We start from the raw sequence: 19124 nt of genomic DNA, 5'->3' as shown, positions 1-19124 counted from the left end.
TTACAGAAAGGCAATGTAAGTTAAATTGGAGAACTAAAATCATGAAAAAGTTAAATAAGACAGAAAGATGATGATTTAGGTTCCGATAATTTGATTTCAGAGAAAACAACCTTATCTTGTAAATAAACGCATTAGCCATGTACAACACACTTCTATTTAAAAAATATCTCCCGGAAGATTTTGACGCTTTCCACGACTTGGTTAAAGGGGATGATGTCATGAAATACATTACTGGTAAAGGATTGTCCAAAGAACAGGCCCGGAAAAAGTTCGATTCGATTCTCGAGATCAACCAGCATCCTGATTTAGGTTATTTTAAAGTAATCGAAGCGGATACGCTAAAGCTTTTGGGGGACTGTAAGCTTGTTAATTATAAAAAAGATCCAAGTGTATTCGAAATTGGTTATTTGCTGCGCAAAGAACATTGGGGAAAGGGGCTGGGAACACAGATTTGCGAGTCGATGCTAACCCTTGCCACAACATTAAATCCGGATAAAGATGTGATTGGTATCATTGATCCCGATAACACCGCATCGAGACGATTACTAAGCAAATTTGGATTCAAAAGTTTCTTCGTTGGGAAAGAAGACAATATTGCCACAGAAAAACTGATGCTCAAACGGACAGCATCCGAATAAACAAAGCCCATTCGAATTAGTAAAAACAATAGGAACTGTATATGCCCAAACCGAACAAAAAGTCAATGAAGTTTAAGGTAAAAACAACTTATAATACACACGAAAGTCTTCAAGATACCTTATCATTCTTTGGCGTAAATTGCCACCGCCCCTATTATATTTCTTCTGGAAATCCGATTTTTGAATACCCAAGCAATGCTTTTCGTATTGATTATTATGCCATCTGTATCTGTACAGCGGGCGATATAAATATTCAGGTAGACAATCAGGAATACCATATCTCGACAAACCATATCCTCATATCCGCCCCAACAACAATTATCCGGTTTTCGCAGGTCAGCGCCGACTTTAGAATGAAGCTACTCTTTTTTGACAAAGCATTCCTGCTTAAACATATTGTCAATCCATTCTTTATCGAACAACTGGGGCTTTTTAAAAATTCGACCTTTACCATTGTCAGCTCCCAAGATAAACAAATTGACAAGCTGTTAAAATTAATGGACTACTTCAAAGAAGTTACCTTAAGAACAACACATTTTACAGCAGATATCATCCGCACGATCATCTTTAATCTCCTGTTAGAGATCGCCGACGAATTGGTCTCTAAAGACCATAATACAACGGAAAGTGTACAAGAGACCAACAACCTGTTCTATAAGTTTACAGACCTGGTTCAGCGACATAGCAATCAATACAAAGAAGTACAATATTACGCCGACCAGTTATTTATTTCAAACAAATACCTCATTCAGATTGTTAAAAGAGCATCAGGTAAAACACCACATGAAATTATTGATGAGCGTGTGCTTAAAGAAGCCTATGTGCTGCTCGGGAATCCCGAAAAGACTATCTCAGAAATTTCTTATGAAATCGGATTTAATTCCATCTCAGCATTTGGTCGTTTTTTCAAAAAATACTCCACCTTATCGCCATCAGAGTACCGAAAGCGACAAAATATGTAGAAAGAGGAAATTCGGTAGAACAATAGCGAATTTGAGGGCACAAATGATTAAGGTGGTCTTTGTAACTTTACTCAACAATTAAAAAAACATAAGAATCATGAAAGAAATCACCTCAAAATTCGACAAAGTATTAAATGCATCTGCTGAATATGGAAATGTAAATCATGAACCCGATTCAAGCAAAGAACAACAACGTAACACACCGAAAAAATCGATGCCCTTTTCTGATCAGATCGGAAATTATCAACGCAATAAAGGTATTCCACCAAAATCATATAAAGACAGTAAAATTTACATCGTCGGAAGCGGTATAGCAGGGATGTCTGCAGCCTACTATTTTATCCGAGATGGTCATGTTCCTGCTGAAAACATCACATTCCTTGAACAGCTCCATGTGGAAGGCGGCTCGTTAGATGGCGCCGGTAATGCAACCGACGGCTATGTCATCCGCGGTGGTAGGGAAATGGATATGACCTACGAAAATCTTTGGGATATGTTTCAGGACATTCCTGCATTGGAAATGCCTGCCCCCTACAGTGTTCTGGACGAGTACCGTTTGATCAATGACAACGACTCCAACTACTCCAAAGCAAGGCTTATTCATAAACTTGGTGAGATAAAAGACTTCAGCAAGTTTGGATTGGGCAAAATGGATCAGCTGGCCATCATTCGATTGCTCCTCAAAAATAAAGAAGATTTAGATGACTTAACCATCGAAGACTACTTCAGCGAGTCATTTTTATCCAGCAATTTCTGGACCTTCTGGCGTACCATGTTCGCTTTCGAAAACTGGCATAGTTTACTTGAGCTGAAATTGTACATGCACCGCTTTTTACATGCGATAGACGGATTGAATGATCTTTCATCACTCGTATTCCCGAAATACAATCAATACGACACCTTTGTGACCCCTTTGCGCAAAGTACTCCAAAGCAAAGGTGTAAACATTCGATTCAATGTGTTAGTCAAAGACTTGGATATCCAAAGCAATACCGATGGAAAAGTTGTGGAGGCCCTGATTACAGAACAAGACGGTAAAGAGGTAAAAATTCCAATCGGAAAAGACGACTTCGTCATTGTGACAACTGGATCAATGACAGAAGATACCTTCTACGGCGACAACAAAAATGCACCGATCATCGCTATCGACAACAGCAGCAGCGGTCAAAGTGCAGGCTGGAAACTCTGGAAAAATCTGGCTGCCAAATCCGCCATCTTTGGTAAACCCGAAAAGTTCTGCAGTAACATCGAAAAATCAGCATGGGAGTCTGCGACCCTGACATGTAAACCTTCGGCTTTAGTCGAAAAACTAAAAGAATATTCTGTCAATGACCCTTATTCCGGCAAAACAGTCACTGGCGGTATTATTACCATTACCGATTCTGATTGGCTGATGAGTTTCACCTGTAATAGACAGCCACATTTCCCTGGCCAACCGGATGATGTTCTTGTCTTATGGGTATATGCCTTATTTATGGATAAAGAAGGAAATTACATCAAAAAGCCAATGCCACAATGTACTGGAGATGAAATTTTAGCCGAACTATGTCACCATTTGGGCATTATTGATCAACTGGACGATGTTATCAAAAATACGATTGTACGTACGACATTTATGCCTTACATCACCTCGATGTTTATGCCAAGAGCAAAAGGCGACCGTCCGAGAGTCGTACCTGAAGGATGTAAAAACCTGGGCTTGATCGGTCAGTTTGTCGAAACCAACAATGACGTTGTCTTTACCATGGAAAGCTCGGTACGTACCGCACGTATTGCGGTATACGAACTGCTGAACTTAAACAAGCAGGTTCCGGATATTAATCCCCTACAATACGACATCCGCCATCTTTTGAAAGCAGCCAAAACATTAAATGATGACAAACCATTTGTGGGCGAAGGCTTACTACGTAAAATGCTAAAAGGCACTTATTTTGAACATATCCTGCCTATCGGTTCTGAGGAACAAGAAGACCATGAATCTTTCCTGACAGAGCAGATCACCAAATTCAAAGATTGGTTAAAAGGAATTAAAGGATAGGGATCACAACCTGCGCCATGATTCCGTGGCGCAGATTTTTACGAATTGAAAAAACAATAACATCATGGACTTTAAAAATATAACGATAGCTGGCAGTGGGGTTTTAGGCTATCAAATCGCTTTCCAAACAGCATTTCATGGCTATCATGTCACTGTATACGACATCAACGACGATGTATTAAAAAAAGCAGCAGCAAAATTTGATATTTTGGCGCAGGCATTCGAGAAAGATCTTCATGCGAGTAAAGAACAACTGGCTTCAACCTTTGACAGGCTAAGTTATAGTTCAGATCTGGCCGCGGCGGTAGCAAACGCAGATCTTCTTATCGAAGCCGTTCCCGAAAACCCAGCCATTAAAATTGGCTTCTATCAGGAGTTAGCGAAAGTGGCTCCGGAGAAAACCATTTTTGCCACAAACTCCTCAACCTTGCTACCAAGTCAATTTGCCCAAGAAACCGGCCGTCCAGAGAAGTTCCTGGCGCTACATTTTGCCAATGAAATCTGGAAGCACAATACAGCAGAAATTATGGGCCATCCGGGTACAGACAAAACTGTATTTGAGCAGGTTGTAAACTTTGCAAAATCCATTGGCATGGTTGCCCTCCCGCTGCACAAGGAGCAGCCTGGCTATATTGTAAACTCCTTACTTGTCCCATTACTTTCGGCGGCAACAGATCTTTTGGTCAACGAAGTGGCGGATGCCCAAACGATCGACAAAACCTGGATGGTTGCCACTGGGGCGCCAACAGGCCCCTTCGGCATACTCGATATCGTTGGCATCACAACAGCTTATAATATCAATAAAATGAGCGCCGATGCAACAAATGATCCCTTAAAGATCAAAACAGTGGCCTATCTCAAAGAGCATTTTATAGACAAAAACAAATTGGGCGTCGCTACTGGGGAAGGGTTCTATACCTATCCCAATCCGGCCTATCAATCGCCCGACTTTTTAAAGTAGGTCTCTTCATAAACACTAAATCGTCGCAGGTGGAGCGGTGACGATTTAGTGTTTATGCTTATTTCAATCCGCTTCCTTCTTTCACTCATTCGCATATACTCCGTTCAACCATGCAAAAGTTGAACGATGCTGTCCATTCAATACCGGTTTGCTGATACCCATTGTTTTAAGGATGGCATCAAATGCTTCACCGATCATCAAATCATCACGATTGCTAAAAAGTGAAACCACAAGGTCTTTCTGTACATCGATATATACGATATGATGAAACCCGGTAGATTCACCTGAACGAAACAGGATTTTATGGCCTGCATTTTTTTGAATAAACCATCCGAAATGATACGCTATTCCATCCTTTACCGGGTAGGCCATTTGATCGAACAATTGCTCCAGTCCCGGCTGTATTAACCGATCTTTTACCAAAAAATTGGCCCATGTATGATATTCATCCGCAGATAGATAAACACCCCCATCCCCCTGTGTCGCACTTGTCACACTCTGATCGGCAAACAGGTAGGAGCCTTCTGTCGGATGATAACCGTAGACTCGTTCATCAACCGTCGTGCCCGGTTCATATACCAATCCCTTGCTAATGCCTATGGGTTCAAACAAGTGATTTTTGACAAAGGAAGCAAAGGATTTTTTTGCAACATGCTCGACAATCAGCGATAAAAGACAATAGCCTGTATTGCTATAGCGAAATTGACTTCCCGAAGGGAAATATAAAGGATCAGTCTGCCGGATATACTTCAGCACATCCTTATCCGATACCTGATCTTTCCTTTCTTTCGGTATAAGCTCTTCATAGTCCCAGATTCCGGATGTATGTTGCAGAAGCTGTGCTACAGTAATACCTTTCAGCGCGACTGGCAGATCTTTAAAAAAAAGGGACAATGGGTCGTCTAGTTTTAAACGCTTTTGAATCACTAAGGTATATATCGCCTGTGCAGTCACCTGTTTGCTTACCGATGCCAGGCGAAAATGTGAGCTGGATGTGATTGCACGCTTTTCCTTCAAATCTGCACGTCCAATTGCATAACGATAAATAAGACGACCATTTTGGCTAACTGCACAGCTAATCCCCGGAGCTGCCGGGTCCTTATAATAGCCTGCAATGGTGCTATCCAATTTTGATTTATCCATTTTTTGTCCCATAACAACACTTGTTACACAGATCAAAATAAAACTCAGTTTTAGGTTTATCATATTTTATACAGTACATTTCGGTTTATATTGTCAGCCTCCTGAAAGGCACAGCGTATTAAATCAATTTGATCTTATTGCTTTTCAAAAATGTACCCTTCAAAAATCGAAATTTTCTTGCAATGCGCGGGTGTTTTTATTGATTTTTATTTATTTCTTTTAATTTTGCTTTCATGCTTCATTTCTCATGAAGCCGAACTGATCCGGAATCCTTCCCTCAGTTCTTCATTAAAAAATCACGACAGACTATGTTTTTTATTTTCAGTATCTACGACTTTGTATTAGCAGAAAAAACGGTAACAGCGACCTTAAAAAAAGAAAACGCGCCAAGAAATTTCACCTTGCAGATTATTACGCCAGCCCGTCGGTTTATAGGCCTACCTTTTGGCGGTGGATTTGTCAAACTTTCCAGACTTTACGACGAACAAGGAAAATTGATTCACGCACGGAATTATTCAGATGAATTAAAAGCAGAGATCAAAGCGTTCAAAAGTCAGTATAGCATCCCCTATTTTCAGTTATGGAAAGGATTTCTAATTGTCACTGCGGCAATCCTTATCTGGGCAGTCATTTATGGGGTAAAGAATAAATTGGGAAATCAACAACGGGAAAAAGAAGTTGGTCAGATGATTGATAATTTGAAGCAACTAAAGGCAGGCCAGCTTTATGGCGCTACTTTTTTTACCGATCAGGATGGTAACAGTATAAATGGACTTCCTGCAGGTTGGATAAAAATAGATAAAATCGTGGGCGACACTGTTTTTATACATCGTTCAAAGCAGCTCGACACAAATTCGGCACTTTTTGACATGAAGAACATTGCTTCGTTCAGGCCCCAATCGACCGATGAATGGCAGGAAAAAACAGAAAAAATGGATTTAAATCTATTGAAAAAACAGCTCGAGGATGCTGCGACAAAAAAAGTCGATCTGCTCTATATCGGTAAAGACCACGAGAAATATTCAGGTGTTATATTGACGATAAAAGGTAGCGAGTAAGCCTTATTTCTAGGTATAACCAACGTATTGACTTTTCAGCGCAGACAGATCATGCGGCTAGGTCCATACTTAAAAAACTCAAGATCGGACGTTTTAAGCAGCGGCCGATCTTGAGTCTCTATTTTTAGTACTGGATTTTTTCGTCAATATCGTATTTCATACCTGGATAGTGCAGCAACCTTCGCATCAAGGCAATCTGACCGGCAAGATAATCCTCCCGTCCGATACACATCCCAATGAAATTTAGCTTGTCCTCCTCAATAAAAGGGATATTCATATTAATCTTAAATAGTTCAGCCAGCTGCGTATCGTCCACTTGCAGCAAAGCAGCATAGACTTTCGGTGATATCGATTTAAAATTTTCTTTTAATTCCAGCACACTGGGATAGTGATAACTTTCATCGAGTGTCTTTCCCATAAAAAATAGCTCATGGTAAGGATCATTTTCCTGAAGGCCAAGAACATGAGCCATAGCATAACGCACATTTACAAAATTACCCGCCATCCATACGATATGGTTGGTCTGTCCATCAATTCGTTTTAATGCATCTTCTTCCGAAACGCCATCCAACGCGTTCAGAAAAATTTGACTGTGCATACGATAAGCAGGAATGATGATTTCTAATTTTAATGATTTCGGTTTATCCATATCGTTTTGATTTTTTAAAATACTAAATAACTGATTTATACTAAAATTACACGTTTCAATAGCGATTACACTTGTCGTAGGACAAGAAATAAAAATGAACAAAATTGATAGATCATTGCGAAATAAATTCTAAATTTCTACTAAATTGAACTTCTATCTTTACCACATGAAGATTTTGATCATAGAAGACGAATTGGAGCTGGCCAAAAGCATCGCAACATACCTTAGCGAGCAACACTATTTATGCGAATTTGCGCCAACTTTACAGGATGCTCTAGACAAAATTCAGTTATACCAGTACGACTGTATCTTACTGGACATCGGTCTACCAGATGGAAATGGTCTGAAACTACTCGAAGAGTTGAAGACGCAGCGAAAGCAGGACGGTGTGATCATCATTTCTGCAAAAAATGCATTGGACGACAAAATTCATGGACTACAACTGGGGGCCGACGATTATCTAACGAAGCCTTTCCATTTATCTGAGCTCACAGCACGAATCTATTCCTTGATCCGTCGCAAACAATTCAATAGCTCAAATATTGTTGTGCAAAATGAAATACAGATTGATCTACTTGCAAAAACAGTTATTGTCAATAATCTTCCTATTGTATTGACAAAAAAAGAGTTCGATCTGCTGATGTTTTTTATTGGCAACAAAAATAAAGTAATTTCAAAAAGTACCTTAGCAGAACACTTGTCCGGCGACATTGCTGATATGCTCGACAACCATGACTTTGTCTATGCCCATGTCAAAAATTTAAAAAAGAAACTACAGGACGCCGGAAGTCAATCTTATATCAAAACGGTATACGGTACGGGCTACAAATGGGAAAATTAAAATAGTGAGATGAAACCCCTACTGAGCAAAATAACGACCCCATTTCTACTCTATGTATTGATTGTACTAGGTGTCAGTATTCCTGTTTATTATTTTGTAATCGACGGAATATGGAAAAGTGAATTAGACGAACATAACGAAATTATCGTCAAGAAAACAACCTACGAGCTGAACAGTTTAAAACTGTCCGAAGACAGCCTCCAAGCCAGCATCGCTTTATGGAATAACATACAACCTGAAACCAATATACATCGCGTAAAACCGGGCGATTTATTGCAAGATAGCGTGTATACCATCGAAAAACCGCAGCGTTTTGTCGAGCCAAAGACAATTGACCGATTTAGATGCTTATCATCTGTTATTCAGATCAATGGTGCGCCTTATCGTTTTACTGTACAAACAAATATTGAGGAATCCGTAGAGACTATTGCCGCCATTGCCGCAACAACACTGTTTTTCTTTGTTATCTTGGTCATTGGTTTACTTATTATCTCCAGAAAAATATCACTTAGGCTCTGGAAACCATTTCGAGATACCGTTGATAAATTGAAGGCATTTAATCTCAATAGTCAACAACAGGTTGACTTTCAGCAAACGGACACCATAGAGTTCCATGAGCTTAATCAATCCTTATCCAAGCTTCTTGAAAAAAACCTGGCCGTATACCGATCACAAAAGGAATTCACTGAAAATGCTTCTCATGAATTGCAAACACCTTTGGCAATCCTAAAAAATAAGCTAGATATCTTATTGCAGTACCCTGATCTAAGTGATGAGCAGTACCAGCTCTTTGAAGATATGCATAAAGCGCTTTCACGTAGCACGCGAATCAACCGCAACCTGCTGCTGCTCGCCAAAATTGACAACAGTCAATTCGATCATTCGGAAAAAATCAGTATAGACTCGCTTGTTACACAAAGTATTGAAGTCATGCAAGAACATCTGGAGCTAAAACAGCTACGACTGCAACAGGAGATCCAACCGTCGGTGCTGCTGACAGGAAACAGCAGTCTGACCGAAATCCTGATCAACAACCTACTCCTGAACGCCATACGTTACAGCAATGCCAACGATACAATTGCTGTACATCTCAATCAAACTTCTTTAACGGTATATAACCCCGGTTCAATGCCCTTAGATAAAATACTTTTATTCAAACGGTTTTCCAAACTCTCGAAAAACAGCCAAGGCAGCGGTTTAGGATTGGCAATTATTACCGAAATCGCCCTGTATCAAGGCTGGACTGTTGATTATCAATTTGAAAATAATCAACATATTTTTTCCATTCATTTTTAAAATTCCAAAAGTAGTCCTATTCTACGATCAATAACAGACATTAGGTAAGTGATGTCATCGCAGGACCGTGTAGAAAGTTTTATTTGCATATCCGTGTAAATTTAGCTTAGTTTGATACATTTGTAGGGACAATGCATGGATGGCCCATGATTTGGTATCATAGATAAATTTCGATTTATCGAAGTTTTTAACGTTTTTCTTTATATGAAGATTCTCCTAGTCGAAGATGACGTACGTGTCGCAGGATTGATCAAACGCGGACTTGATGAAAATGAATTTCAAACAGCTATTGCCTACGACGGCATATCTGGAAAGAAAATGGTCTTACAACACGACTTTGATCTTATCATAACCGATATCGTACTCCCTAAGATGGATGGATTGGATCTCTGCAAAGAAATTCGTCATCTCAAACCCGATGTTCCCATTATCATGTTAACAGCATTAGGAACTTCAGACGGTAAAATTGAGGGTTTTGACGCCGGAGCGGATGACTATCTGGTCAAACCTTTTGAAATGCGCGAACTCCTAGCCCGCATCAGAGTCCTGCTCAAAAGATATCAAAAACAAGATACTTTCACAGGAACAATTTTGCGTTATGGAGACCTGGAAATGAATCTCCATACCAAAAGCGTCAAAAGGAATACTGCCGAAATCCATTTGACCCCCAAAGAGTTCAAGTTACTCCATTATTTATTGCAAAATCCCGAGCGTGTCCTTTCCAGAATGGAAATTGCTGAAAAAGTGTGGGAAACACATTTCGACACCGGAACCAACTTCATTGATGTTTACATCAACTATCTACGTAAAAAAATCGACAAAGATTTTGCAACCAGATATATCCATACCAGATCCGGAATGGGCTTTATTCTAAAACAGGACTAATGCGGATCAGGACACGAATCTCCATATTATTCACGCTGATTACAGCCACCATATTGCTGGTATTTGCCTGTACAGTATATTTTTCAGCGGTGGAGAATCGGGAAAGAGAGTTTTACGCCCTATAGAAAAAAGAAGCTTACACCAAAGCAAACCTTTTTTTGAATGCAAAAGTCGACAAAAAGACCTTAGAAGATATCTACCACAACAACCGAAAAATCCTCAACGAAGTCGAGGTTGCAATTTACGACACCCGTTTTGATCTCTTGTATCATGATGCCGTAGATATCGACTTTGTCAAAGAGACACCAGCCATGCTGCAGGATATTCTCAAAAATAAAGAGATACGATTTTATCAGGAAAAATGGCAGGTCATCGGCATAACCTTTCCATATAAAGACAAAACTTACATCATCACAGCCGCAGCCTATGATCAATACGGCTACAATAAACTGAATAGTCTATTATCTACCATTTTTTTGGTTTTCATTTTGTCTATATTTCTGATCTATGCAGCAGGAATATTCTTTTCCAAAAAGGTCTTTCAACCTATCCTGGAAATGACACAACGTGTAAAAACCATTTCTGCGACAAGTTTGGATGCCAGGCTTACGAGTAGCGGAAATAAAGACGAGCTTTCCGAATTGGCCAGCACATTCAATGCGATGCTCGACCGCCTCGAGAACTCCTTTGATGCCCAAAAGCATTTTGTCTCCAATATCTCGCATGAGCTAAGAACACCCTTGGCCGCCATGATTGCAGAACTCGAGATTTCTGCCAATAAGGACCGTAGCATAGTGGAGTATAAAACTGTCATCGACAATACGCTAAATGATGCCCAAAAACTGAAGAAGTTATTTAATAGCTTACTTGATTTTGCAAAAGCAAGTTATGACAGTGCTGAAATCGCGTTTAAAACCTTACGTATAGACGAAATACTAATTGATGCATGCCAGCAGGTTCTCCAGTCAAGTCCAAATTATAAACTCGACATTTTTGTCGATCCGGCGATTGAAGATGAAAAACTTCTATCCATCAATGCAAATGAGTATCTATTGCAGGTCGCCTTTGTCAACCTCATTGAAAATGCCTGTAAATTTTCACCCAATCAAAAATGCCTAATCGCTATCAAAGCGGATGAAAATAGAATTCAGCTGGAATTTAAAGATGACGGAATAGGCATTGACCCAGTCGATCTGCCCAATATATTCACACCATTCTATCGTGGAAGCAACAAAGATTATAGCGAGGGAAATGGTATTGGTTTATCGCTTACCCGAAAAATCGTGCTTCTCCATCAAGGCGAGATCACCGTCCGCTCGGCAAAAGGCGTTGGAAGTGTTTTTAGCATTGATATCTCACATCGTTCCCTATCCTGATAGCATGCTATTTTTTTTTAAGTCTCCTTAACCAGCATATTGTGGTAAAGGAAAAATGTAGCACTGTCAGCTAAGCAGGAGAAATTCTGTTTTTTCTCAACTTTTTATACATGCTTTTCAAGGAAGGCGAAATCAGTATCAGCAAAAGTATGCTGATACTGATCATGGACATGATCTCATAATAATCCATGGCATAGCGCACAAAGGATTGGATCTTGACCCGCTCAGCAACGAGCTTTAAGGCTGCCGTATGTTCCTTATACTGCAGTCCATGCTGCAAAATGCTGACAGATTCCTGCTGCAGGTACTCCCGAAATAAGGGATTGCCCACTTCCGTTTGGTCCCTAAAAACCTGCTGGTGCTGGGCATATTCAAACAACTTGAAAAAATTCTGCAAACCGATACTGCTCGTGTAGCCCAGGTATCGGATAGCAAGACAGACCGCAGCAGCAGAAGCCCCCAATTGAGGGCTGACACTGGTAATGCAAAATAAGATGGTGGGTACCATAATAATCCCTACTCCGAGTCCATGTAAAACTAAGGGTATCCAAAAATGCGCATCATTACCCTGCCCCTCAAAGGAGAAAAACATCCATTGGTGAAACAGCAGCAAGCAACAATAGCCCGAAATCCAGATCCATTTTACGGGGCGTTGCCCAAGCATCCAATACAATGAGCCTAGAACACCAGCGACAATACCAGCAATATTAAACCACTGGATATAGGACAAATGAATAGGATCGAGTTGAATAACCTGTACGAGATATTGATTTGAGATAGTCAAGGAGAAGCGCTCGATATACATCATGTACAAAATCAATAAGCCCAAGAGAAAGTTCCTGTTTTTAAAAATCGCCAAATGAACATACACACGCCTGAGCACCATTTGCCGAACAATAAAAAGAATAAGCAACGCTAGACCTACCCCTAATATGATCAGCATATGTTGATCGTTAAACCAATAAACTTCTTGTCCATACACCATTAAATAGCCAAAACTGACGATCACAAGACTATAGAAAATACAGCTTGCCCAGTCTAATGAAAACAAAGGGTAAGGGCGTATATGCCGTATAGAGCGCATCGACAGCATAATGAGCAATAAACCCGGTACAAATGATAAGGCAGCGTATAGATAGAGCTGATCAAAATTGAATGAATCGATAAATTCAGCCGTGACGAAAGTATTAAATGGGGAGCTGCAGAGTAACATACCAAAAAAGACAGCATAACTTACTTCCTTAGCCCGATCGCTTTTCAACCGTGAGAATATCATGGAGATCGATAAGTTTACGGCAGAAGCAAACAACATCCCTTGGAAAAAGCGCAGGCCATATACCCAGCTGATATCGGTGATGCTGTACATCAAAAAGCAATTCAATAGCTGCAGAAGATTAAAAATAATGTAGTACTGCTTGATGGGAAAGTATAAAAAAAAGCGTCGTTCTAAAACGTAGAATCCAACAAAACCAGCATAAAACAAAATGATCAGGAACTGAACATCACTGGGTTGGGCACCGTAAAATCCAGCGGTGACATTTGTATTTGCACCTGGCAGGAAAAATAAGACCATACTCGGCATCAAGCTGCTAAACAGGATAAGCTTGATCAACCACTCCGGTACCCATTCTTTAAAAATTCCTTTCACTAGTTCTGCTTTTTTGATACCGACACATTCACATTCATTCCCGAAAGAAGCTGTTGCGCTCCCTTTTGCCTATCCAGCTCAATGCGCACAGGTACGCGTTGTACAATCTTCACAAAGTTGCCCGTTGCATTATCTGGTGGCAAAAGGGAGAATGCAGATCCTGTAGCCGGGGAGATGGAAATAATTTTTCCATAAAATTTTTGATCCGGATACGCATCAGCCACCACCTCAACCCTATTGCCAAGATGCAAATAACGCAGTTGTGTTTCCTTAAAATTAGCCGTTACCCAGGTTGGGGTTTCTCTATTGACGATAAAGCCTAAAACTTCGCCAGCACTTATCATTTGACCTTTTTCAATCGTGCGTTTGCCAATCTGCCCATCGTAAGGTGCACGAATAACGGTATACCCAACATCAAGCCTTTTACGGCCGACAGCAGCCGTCAAACGAACACGTTCGGCATCGACCACACCTTTTTTCATATCCACATCATGCACACGCTCCTGTGAAGCCTGTAATTTATGCTTTAACGAAGCCAGCTCACTCTTATACACATCCAACGTTGCTTTTACATCCTCCAGTTGCTGTGCCGTTGCAGACTTTTCCTGAAACAAATAATTATAGCGATCATATTCCAACTGTTGCTTGGTTACCCGAGCCTCCCCGGCAGCAATTGAGGTCCGTAAAGATTCATGTTCCGCCTGGAGAATTTCCTTTTGACTATGAAGAACATTGATCTCTGCAGCTTCCTTATTGACGGATGCAGCTACCTGATCAGCCTCATATTTATATTCCTTATTATCTATAAGCAACAAGGTATCACCCCGTTTAACCAATTGATGATCGTGATAATGCACAGAAACCACATATCCTCCTACCCGAGAAACAATGGGATTGATATACTGTGTTACCTGTGCATCATTTGTGTAGGTATACCGCAGTCGCATCCATAATGCTTGAGCGCCCCATAACAACAAGGCCAACAAGACAATTCCGGCCAACCAGTTGGTGATTCGAGTGAGTTGTGCCTCCACAACTGTTCTTCGTGATTTAGGTTTCATTAGATAGTACCCTTCAAAAATTCGATAAAATAATAATGTTTCTGTATCGCAATATGTGCGGTTTCAAGATCAAAAAGTGTTTTTAGGTATTGCATATCAGCATCCAATAGATCCGTAATCAAAGCCGATGATTTAAAATACCTGTTTTTTATAATTCGTGCATTTTCCTGCGCCAACGCCTTATTGTTTTGACAGACGTCCTGCTGCTTAATAGCCAATTGATAATCCAACAGGGCCTGTAACAGCTGATTTTCCAGAATCTCCTCTTCATGATGGTGTTTTACCTCTTGTCGATCCAATGCGATCTGTGCTCCGCGCACCACGTTTTTATTGAGATAGATAGCCGAGATCGGTATGCTTAATTTGAGCCCTGTGATACTCAGATTATACCAGCTGGGATTATAGGGATACAAGAAGACCTGTGGATTGGCAAAGGTAAATGTGCTGGTCAAACCCAACTCAGGAAGATAATTTGATCGCGCCTGTTTGACCGACAATTTCTTCAAAACAACTTCCTGTTCGGATTTTAGAAGGGAAAAAGCATGGCTTCGCGCTTCGGCAACAAGCGCTTCATAGCTGGGGCTTTCCACTTTAAAAGGTTCGGTCAAGGGGATAATCTCTGCTGTAATACCGCCAATTAGCTGCAGCTTCTGATTTGCAGCCTGAATATCATGACCGATCTGCACGAGCAACAGTTCCCGCTTCGAAAGTTCCAACGAAATACGCAAGACGTCACTGTGTAATACCACGCCCGCCTTATACAGATGCTCAATCTCCTTGAGCTGTACCCGTTGATCAGCAATATCCTGCTCGATTAAAGATCGGTTACTATACGACAGTTCCAAATCCAAAAAAAGATTGCAAACCTCCAATTTCGTCTGTGCTGCGGCATTCTTCCAATCGATTCTAGCCAGCTCATTTTCCAGTTTTTTGGACTCTATTTTCATTAGGTCCCGATGCCCATTGTAGAGGTTCAGATAAAAATCCAGGCCGCTATCGTACAAGTAATGAAGAATATCATGCTGGGAAGGTTTATTTAAAAGCCCCTGGTCATATACAGGCATATTACTTGCATAACTAGCAGAAGCTCTGGCGGAAATCTTAGGGAGCAACTCCATGCGTTGCTGCTGTACTGCCACCTCAGTTTCTTTGAGCTGCAAATAGGACTGCTCGATGTATTTACTGTTTTGTAGTGCTTTGTCGATCATGTCTTTCAGCGACATACGCAAAGAATCGAGGGCGAAGGTGTCCGAAATAGCGCATACTAACAATCCCATGGTTAGTATGCCTTTTGCCCAATAGGGAGGAAAAAAGTTCACGTGTGCTATGTAATTTTTTTGCGTTGCAAACTTAGACACTTATTGGAACTTGGATTTCTTCACAAACGCCAATATGTTATGGAAAAAAGACATTTTTTCATCAATTCAAACAAAAAGACCAATATCTGCCAAGAAGTCCTTACAATATCCTTTTTTACAGCACATAAAAAAGGCCTTTCAAATCATGATTTGAAAGGCCTTTCTCGACGGTATAATAATAGATTATCCGTATAAGGAATCTTCTATTGCATTCCACAACTGGATTCTTTTTTGTAGCGCAATTTTACTGATCTCTTTCATTTCCGTCCATTTAACCTCATCGTCCTTGGCAAGATCTGTGATCATCTGCATCGCCAACGGTCCATGCTCGTCGCCGTCAAGATCAATATGGCGTTGAAAATAATAAATAAAGCTATCCAGATTGGCTGTAGGAAAGTTTGTTTTAATTTCTTCCAAAATAGAGGTAAACATTCCCGGGATAAGATCTTCGCGTCCAAATGTAAATGCTGCAGCAATTTTATGCACCTCGCCCTCAGCAATCACTTCGAATGTAAAATTCAAAAAGTCTTTGATCCGCTTGTCCAATGTGGTCGTTGCAATGACATCGAATATGTTGCTCGATTTTTTGGCTTGAGCAATAAATTTGTTGACCAGATGAAGGTCGGCACCCATGGCATCCATGGCGTCCAGATACATCTCAAAATGGCTCAAACGGCGGCCATCAATGTATTCATCCGACTCCTCAGCCAATACAATTTCGTTGATTAGATAGCGTGTTGATGGATGCTCACTCGCAAACCAAGGTAAAGTCGTACAGGTCAATTTAATCTGTAAAGCTTTTAGTAAAGACATAAAATCCCATACAGCGTACACATGCCCTTCTGTAAAAGAACGTAGATTCTTGATCGTTTTGATCTTACGATATAAAGGGTGTTGCAATAATACCTCGCGTTCGGCAGCAATGTATTCGTTAATTTCCGCAATTCTATTCATGGCGCAAAAGTATTGTCTTATCTCTATTTTTAAAAGTATTTTCGATGAGATTACAGTAACATGATAAATTTTTCGCCCAGCTATCCGCTTCATAACCAAATCACAGCCAACCACGCGCCTCGCTTTTGACCTCCGTATTCCTGTTGCTAACGCCCATTTACCCTTAAAAACAAAAATATTTTTTATTATAAAAAATAATCTACTATATTTGTAGAGTATTCAGAATTGCATGATGCAATACCAACCGAGTGCAGGCACCGCGGTGGTAAATTAATACGGGTTTCGACCAAAATAAACGTCGCTGAACGATTATTTTCCCCAACAAGATCTGGATACAGTTTATGGTTTAATCCTTTAAATTTTTAAATTGTATGGCTACTACAACAAATCTTTACCAACACTTACTGGAAAAATTCAGTTATTACTCAACAGATGAACTGATACAGCTCAACAATGACACCATTTTGGGACAAGGCTGGGGTTCAGCCAAGGCAACCTTTAGAACAGCTTTGATCAGTACGTTCTCCAAAAGAGGATTGGATCTTTCCAACATCATTTCCAAGGAAGACGGTTTTACCTCGGTGAAGCATGTCCCTGTACGCTTGGAACAGAATGTCCTGATTCCTTTACAGTAATCGTTATCGGCAAAAAAAAAGCGCGCATCGAAAGGACTTCGTGCGCGCTGCTGTGGTTGGTTTAGGAAATTGCCGATTTAAAAGAAGGCAATAATCTTATTATTTATAGTTTGGATTCTGAATTAACACACCTGCGCTTTTCTCAATTTCTGTTTGTGGTAATGGCCAGCGGTAAAATTTGTCCTCAAAATGATAAGGCACTTTACTGTCTTTGACCGCATTGAGTACTTCGCCTGCGATATGCCAACGAATCAAGTCGTAATGCCGTAGTCCTTCGAAAGCGAGTTCAACCCTTCTTTCGTGGCGGATACGGTCGCGCATTTTTTCCTTGGTATAACCGGCAGGAAACCCGGGCATCTGAACGCGGCTTCTCAAGGTATTCATGGCATCGTAAACCGATGGGTCTGGTCCGGCGATTTCATTTTGTGCTTCAGCATACATCAATAACACCTCCCCAAACCGCAGTACAACCGCATCCTGTTGGCTCAATGTTGAAAAGCCAAAAGGTAAGTTGGCCGGATCCAAAAATTTCAATACCCCATAACCTGTAGGCCGCGGATTGGACGGTGTATGGATCTTACCGCCGCCAAAGTCAGGATGATCCACGAAAATTGTTTTGCTCAAGCGCGGATCCCTATCTTTGAAGGGATTGGCTCGGTCAGTTAAGGGTGATTCACCATAAGGCAAACCATCTTTGCATTCATAGGTATCCACCAGGTTTTGTAAAGGTGAAGCAGCGATCCAATCGCCTAGGTACATGTCCCAGGGGGCTGTATTATTCGGTGCCAGAAAATTGACCGAAAAGATAATCTCGGTATTGTTCTTCTGTGTTGCATCGCGAAAGACATTTTCAAAAGCCGTACTCAGGGTATACTCTTTCATGACATCGGTGCATAAGTCTTTTACCTCTTTCAAGATTGCTAAATCGGGCACCCCTTTGTCACCATAAGCCGCAAACAGTAAAACCCGTGCTTTCAAGGCTTTTGCTGAACTTGCGGTCGCATGCCCCCCATTATTGAAATAAGGTTTAGCCGCTAAGTTAGCGATCCCAAAATCCAGATCAGCCCGAATCTGTTTTAGGATATTCTCCGCACTTTCCTTTGGCTGACGTTGATTCTCCAGACTAAGGGAAGTCAGCACAAGCGGCACCTCACCATAAATACTGTACAATTGGAAATAAACAAAAGCACGGATAAAGCGGGCTTCGGCCTCCATATTTTTCTTCTCCCAATCGTTCATATCGGAGCCGTTATAGCCCTGAAGCTTCTCGATCAGGCGATTGGCACGTCCTATTCCCACATAAGCGTCGTTATAAATTCCGGTTTCATACCCCCCTGTGGTCGGATTTAAATTCCCACCTACGATTTCATTGACGCTACCTGAGTTGAACTGATTGTAGCCATTGTCGGTCAGACAGTCCCGGAAAGGCATCCCATAGGAGAACGTCTCACTCTGCAATGACGCGTATACACCGGCCAAGGCATTATCAAAATCCGATTTTTTGCTAAAATAGTTGTCCGAAGCAATCTGATCCAAAGGATTGAGGTCCAAGGCACTGTTACAGGAACCCAAAAATAGTCCGGATAGCATCAACGCTGTTATAAATTTCTTTTTCATAGCA

17 protein-coding genes and 1 riboswitch are annotated in these 19124 nt (G+C 40.8%); of the genes, 10 read left to right on the top strand and 7 right to left on the bottom strand.

Going from position 1 to position 19124, the window contains the following annotated elements; translation table 11 throughout:
• Positions 1 to 137: 137 nt before the first annotated feature.
• The 4 genes from B4N43_RS14020 to B4N43_RS14005 all read left to right on the top strand — a co-directional run bounded on the left by B4N43_RS14020 (position 138) and on the right by B4N43_RS14005 (position 4599).
• The gene (locus B4N43_RS14020; RefSeq protein ID WP_286735367.1) at positions 138 to 638 is read left to right on the top strand and encodes a GNAT family N-acetyltransferase; all 501 of its coding nucleotides are present in this window, start codon (positions 138 to 140) and stop codon (positions 636 to 638) included.
• Positions 639 to 703: 65 nt separating this feature from the next.
• Positions 704 to 1600 carry a helix-turn-helix domain-containing protein gene (locus B4N43_RS14015; protein ID WP_115050774.1) on the top strand — a complete coding sequence of 299 codons (897 nt, stop codon included), beginning with the start codon at positions 704 to 706 and terminating at the stop codon, positions 1598 to 1600.
• 97 nt (positions 1601 to 1697) lie between these two features.
• Complete coding sequence (locus tag B4N43_RS14010) at positions 1698 to 3638, top strand: oleate hydratase (RefSeq protein WP_115050009.1); 1941 nt, start codon at positions 1698 to 1700, stop codon at positions 3636 to 3638.
• A gap of 64 nt (positions 3639 to 3702) precedes the next feature.
• Positions 3703 to 4599, top strand: coding sequence for a 3-hydroxyacyl-CoA dehydrogenase (locus B4N43_RS14005; RefSeq protein ID WP_115050007.1), 897 nt, complete (start codon positions 3703 to 3705; stop codon positions 4597 to 4599).
• Between the two features lie 81 nt (positions 4600 to 4680).
• Here B4N43_RS14005 and B4N43_RS14000 read toward each other — a convergent pair whose 3' ends face one another.
• A complete protein-coding gene (locus B4N43_RS14000) occupies positions 4681 to 5805 on the bottom strand; it encodes a serine hydrolase domain-containing protein (protein WP_286735366.1) in 1125 nt (374 codons plus the stop codon).
• A gap of 245 nt (positions 5806 to 6050) precedes the next feature.
• Here B4N43_RS14000 and B4N43_RS13995 point away from each other — a divergent pair, with 245 nt between their 5' ends.
• Positions 6051 to 6800: a hypothetical protein gene (locus B4N43_RS13995; protein ID WP_070567022.1), complete on the top strand. Its 750-nt coding sequence runs from the start codon at positions 6051 to 6053 to the stop codon at positions 6798 to 6800.
• A gap of 124 nt (positions 6801 to 6924) precedes the next feature.
• Here B4N43_RS13995 and B4N43_RS13990 read toward each other — a convergent pair whose 3' ends face one another.
• Positions 6925 to 7449: a DinB family protein gene (locus tag B4N43_RS13990; RefSeq protein WP_115050001.1), complete on the bottom strand. Its 525-nt coding sequence runs from the start codon at positions 7447 to 7449 to the stop codon at positions 6925 to 6927.
• A 166-nt stretch (positions 7450 to 7615) separates the two neighbouring features.
• On the opposite strand from B4N43_RS13990, the gene B4N43_RS13985 reads away from it, so the two are divergent.
• The 4 genes from B4N43_RS13985 (at position 7616) to B4N43_RS13970 (ending at position 11847) form a co-directional block, all read left to right on the top strand.
• On the top strand, positions 7616 to 8290 hold the full coding sequence (locus tag B4N43_RS13985) for a response regulator transcription factor (RefSeq protein WP_115049999.1): 675 nt from the start codon (positions 7616 to 7618) through the stop codon (positions 8288 to 8290).
• 9 nt (positions 8291 to 8299) lie between these two features.
• Positions 8300 to 9586, top strand: coding sequence for a sensor histidine kinase (locus B4N43_RS13980; RefSeq protein WP_115049997.1), 1287 nt, complete (start codon positions 8300 to 8302; stop codon positions 9584 to 9586).
• Positions 9587 to 9790: 204 nt separating this feature from the next.
• Complete coding sequence (locus B4N43_RS13975; protein WP_115049995.1) at positions 9791 to 10471, top strand: response regulator transcription factor; 681 nt, start codon at positions 9791 to 9793, stop codon at positions 10469 to 10471.
• A 158-nt stretch (positions 10472 to 10629) separates the two neighbouring features.
• A complete protein-coding gene (locus tag B4N43_RS13970; protein ID WP_236560265.1) occupies positions 10630 to 11847 on the top strand; it encodes a HAMP domain-containing sensor histidine kinase in 1218 nt (405 codons plus the stop codon).
• A 70-nt stretch (positions 11848 to 11917) separates the two neighbouring features.
• Here B4N43_RS13970 and B4N43_RS13965 read toward each other — a convergent pair whose 3' ends face one another.
• The 4 genes from B4N43_RS13965 to B4N43_RS13950 form a co-directional block, all read right to left on the bottom strand.
• Positions 11918 to 13495 (bottom strand): hypothetical protein, encoded by a 1578-nt coding sequence (locus B4N43_RS13965; protein ID WP_286735365.1) that lies wholly within the window; start codon positions 13493 to 13495, stop codon positions 11918 to 11920.
• Positions 13495 to 14556 (bottom strand): HlyD family secretion protein, encoded by a 1062-nt coding sequence (locus tag B4N43_RS13960; RefSeq protein WP_286735364.1) that lies wholly within the window; start codon positions 14554 to 14556, stop codon positions 13495 to 13497. The genes B4N43_RS13965 and B4N43_RS13960 overlap by 1 nt, the downstream gene beginning before the upstream one ends.
• Positions 14556 to 15833 carry a TolC family protein gene (locus B4N43_RS13955; RefSeq protein WP_286735363.1) on the bottom strand — a complete coding sequence of 426 codons (1278 nt, stop codon included), beginning with the start codon at positions 15831 to 15833 and terminating at the stop codon, positions 14556 to 14558. Before B4N43_RS13955 ends, B4N43_RS13960 begins: the two co-directional genes overlap by 1 nt.
• A 264-nt stretch (positions 15834 to 16097) precedes the next feature.
• On the bottom strand, positions 16098 to 16868 hold the full coding sequence (locus B4N43_RS13950; RefSeq protein ID WP_286735362.1) for a DUF3050 domain-containing protein: 771 nt from the start codon (positions 16866 to 16868) through the stop codon (positions 16098 to 16100).
• Between the two features lie 210 nt (positions 16869 to 17078).
• Positions 17079 to 17172, top strand: a riboswitch (SAM-I-IV-variant riboswitch).
• Positions 17173 to 17239: 67 nt separating this feature from the next.
• On the opposite strand from B4N43_RS13950, the gene B4N43_RS13945 reads away from it, so the two are divergent.
• Positions 17240 to 17503, top strand: a complete 264-nt coding sequence (locus tag B4N43_RS13945; protein ID WP_070567048.1) for a 5-oxoprolinase — start codon at positions 17240 to 17242, stop codon at positions 17501 to 17503.
• A gap of 99 nt (positions 17504 to 17602) precedes the next feature.
• On the opposite strand, the gene B4N43_RS13940 is transcribed toward B4N43_RS13945, so the two are convergent.
• Positions 17603 to 19120: a RagB/SusD family nutrient uptake outer membrane protein gene (locus tag B4N43_RS13940; RefSeq protein WP_286735361.1), complete on the bottom strand. Its 1518-nt coding sequence runs from the start codon at positions 19118 to 19120 to the stop codon at positions 17603 to 17605.
• Positions 19121 to 19124: the final 4 nt, after the last annotated feature.

The sequence above is a fragment of the Sphingobacterium sp. UBA1897 genome (assembly GCF_002337775.1).
GTDB lineage: Bacteria > Bacteroidota > Bacteroidia > Sphingobacteriales > Sphingobacteriaceae > Sphingobacterium > Sphingobacterium siyangense.
Note: the sequence above shows the minus strand (reverse complement) of the source record. Positions and strands in the feature narration are given on the sequence as shown.

Excerpts from the sequence above, each read along its gene's own strand:
- B4N43_RS14020 (WP_286735367.1), top strand. The coding sequence starts at position 138 with ATGTACAACACACTTCTATTTAAAAAATATCTCCCGGAAGATTTTGAC.
- B4N43_RS14015 (WP_115050774.1), top strand. The coding sequence starts at position 704 with ATGAAGTTTAAGGTAAAAACAACTTATAATACACACGAAAGTCTTCAA.
- B4N43_RS14010 (WP_115050009.1), top strand. The coding sequence starts at position 1,698 with ATGAAAGAAATCACCTCAAAATTCGACAAAGTATTAAATGCATCTGCT.
- B4N43_RS14005 (WP_115050007.1), top strand. The coding sequence starts at position 3,703 with ATGGACTTTAAAAATATAACGATAGCTGGCAGTGGGGTTTTAGGCTAT.
- B4N43_RS14000 (WP_286735366.1), bottom strand. The coding sequence starts at position 5,805 with ATGATAAACCTAAAACTGAGTTTTATTTTGATCTGTGTAACAAGTGTT.
- B4N43_RS13995 (WP_070567022.1), top strand. The coding sequence starts at position 6,051 with ATGTTTTTTATTTTCAGTATCTACGACTTTGTATTAGCAGAAAAAACG.
- B4N43_RS13990 (WP_115050001.1), bottom strand. The coding sequence starts at position 7,449 with ATGGATAAACCGAAATCATTAAAATTAGAAATCATCATTCCTGCTTAT.
- B4N43_RS13985 (WP_115049999.1), top strand. The coding sequence starts at position 7,616 with ATGAAGATTTTGATCATAGAAGACGAATTGGAGCTGGCCAAAAGCATC.
- B4N43_RS13980 (WP_115049997.1), top strand. The coding sequence starts at position 8,300 with ATGAAACCCCTACTGAGCAAAATAACGACCCCATTTCTACTCTATGTA.
- B4N43_RS13975 (WP_115049995.1), top strand. The coding sequence starts at position 9,791 with ATGAAGATTCTCCTAGTCGAAGATGACGTACGTGTCGCAGGATTGATC.
- B4N43_RS13960 (WP_286735364.1), bottom strand. The coding sequence starts at position 14,556 with ATGAAACCTAAATCACGAAGAACAGTTGTGGAGGCACAACTCACTCGA.
- B4N43_RS13955 (WP_286735363.1), bottom strand. The coding sequence starts at position 15,833 with ATGGGATTGTTAGTATGCGCTATTTCGGACACCTTCGCCCTCGATTCT.
- B4N43_RS13950 (WP_286735362.1), bottom strand. The coding sequence starts at position 16,868 with ATGAATAGAATTGCGGAAATTAACGAATACATTGCTGCCGAACGCGAG.
- B4N43_RS13945 (WP_070567048.1), top strand. The coding sequence starts at position 17,240 with ATGGCTACTACAACAAATCTTTACCAACACTTACTGGAAAAATTCAGT.
- B4N43_RS13940 (WP_286735361.1), bottom strand. The coding sequence starts at position 19,120 with ATGAAAAAGAAATTTATAACAGCGTTGATGCTATCCGGACTATTTTTG.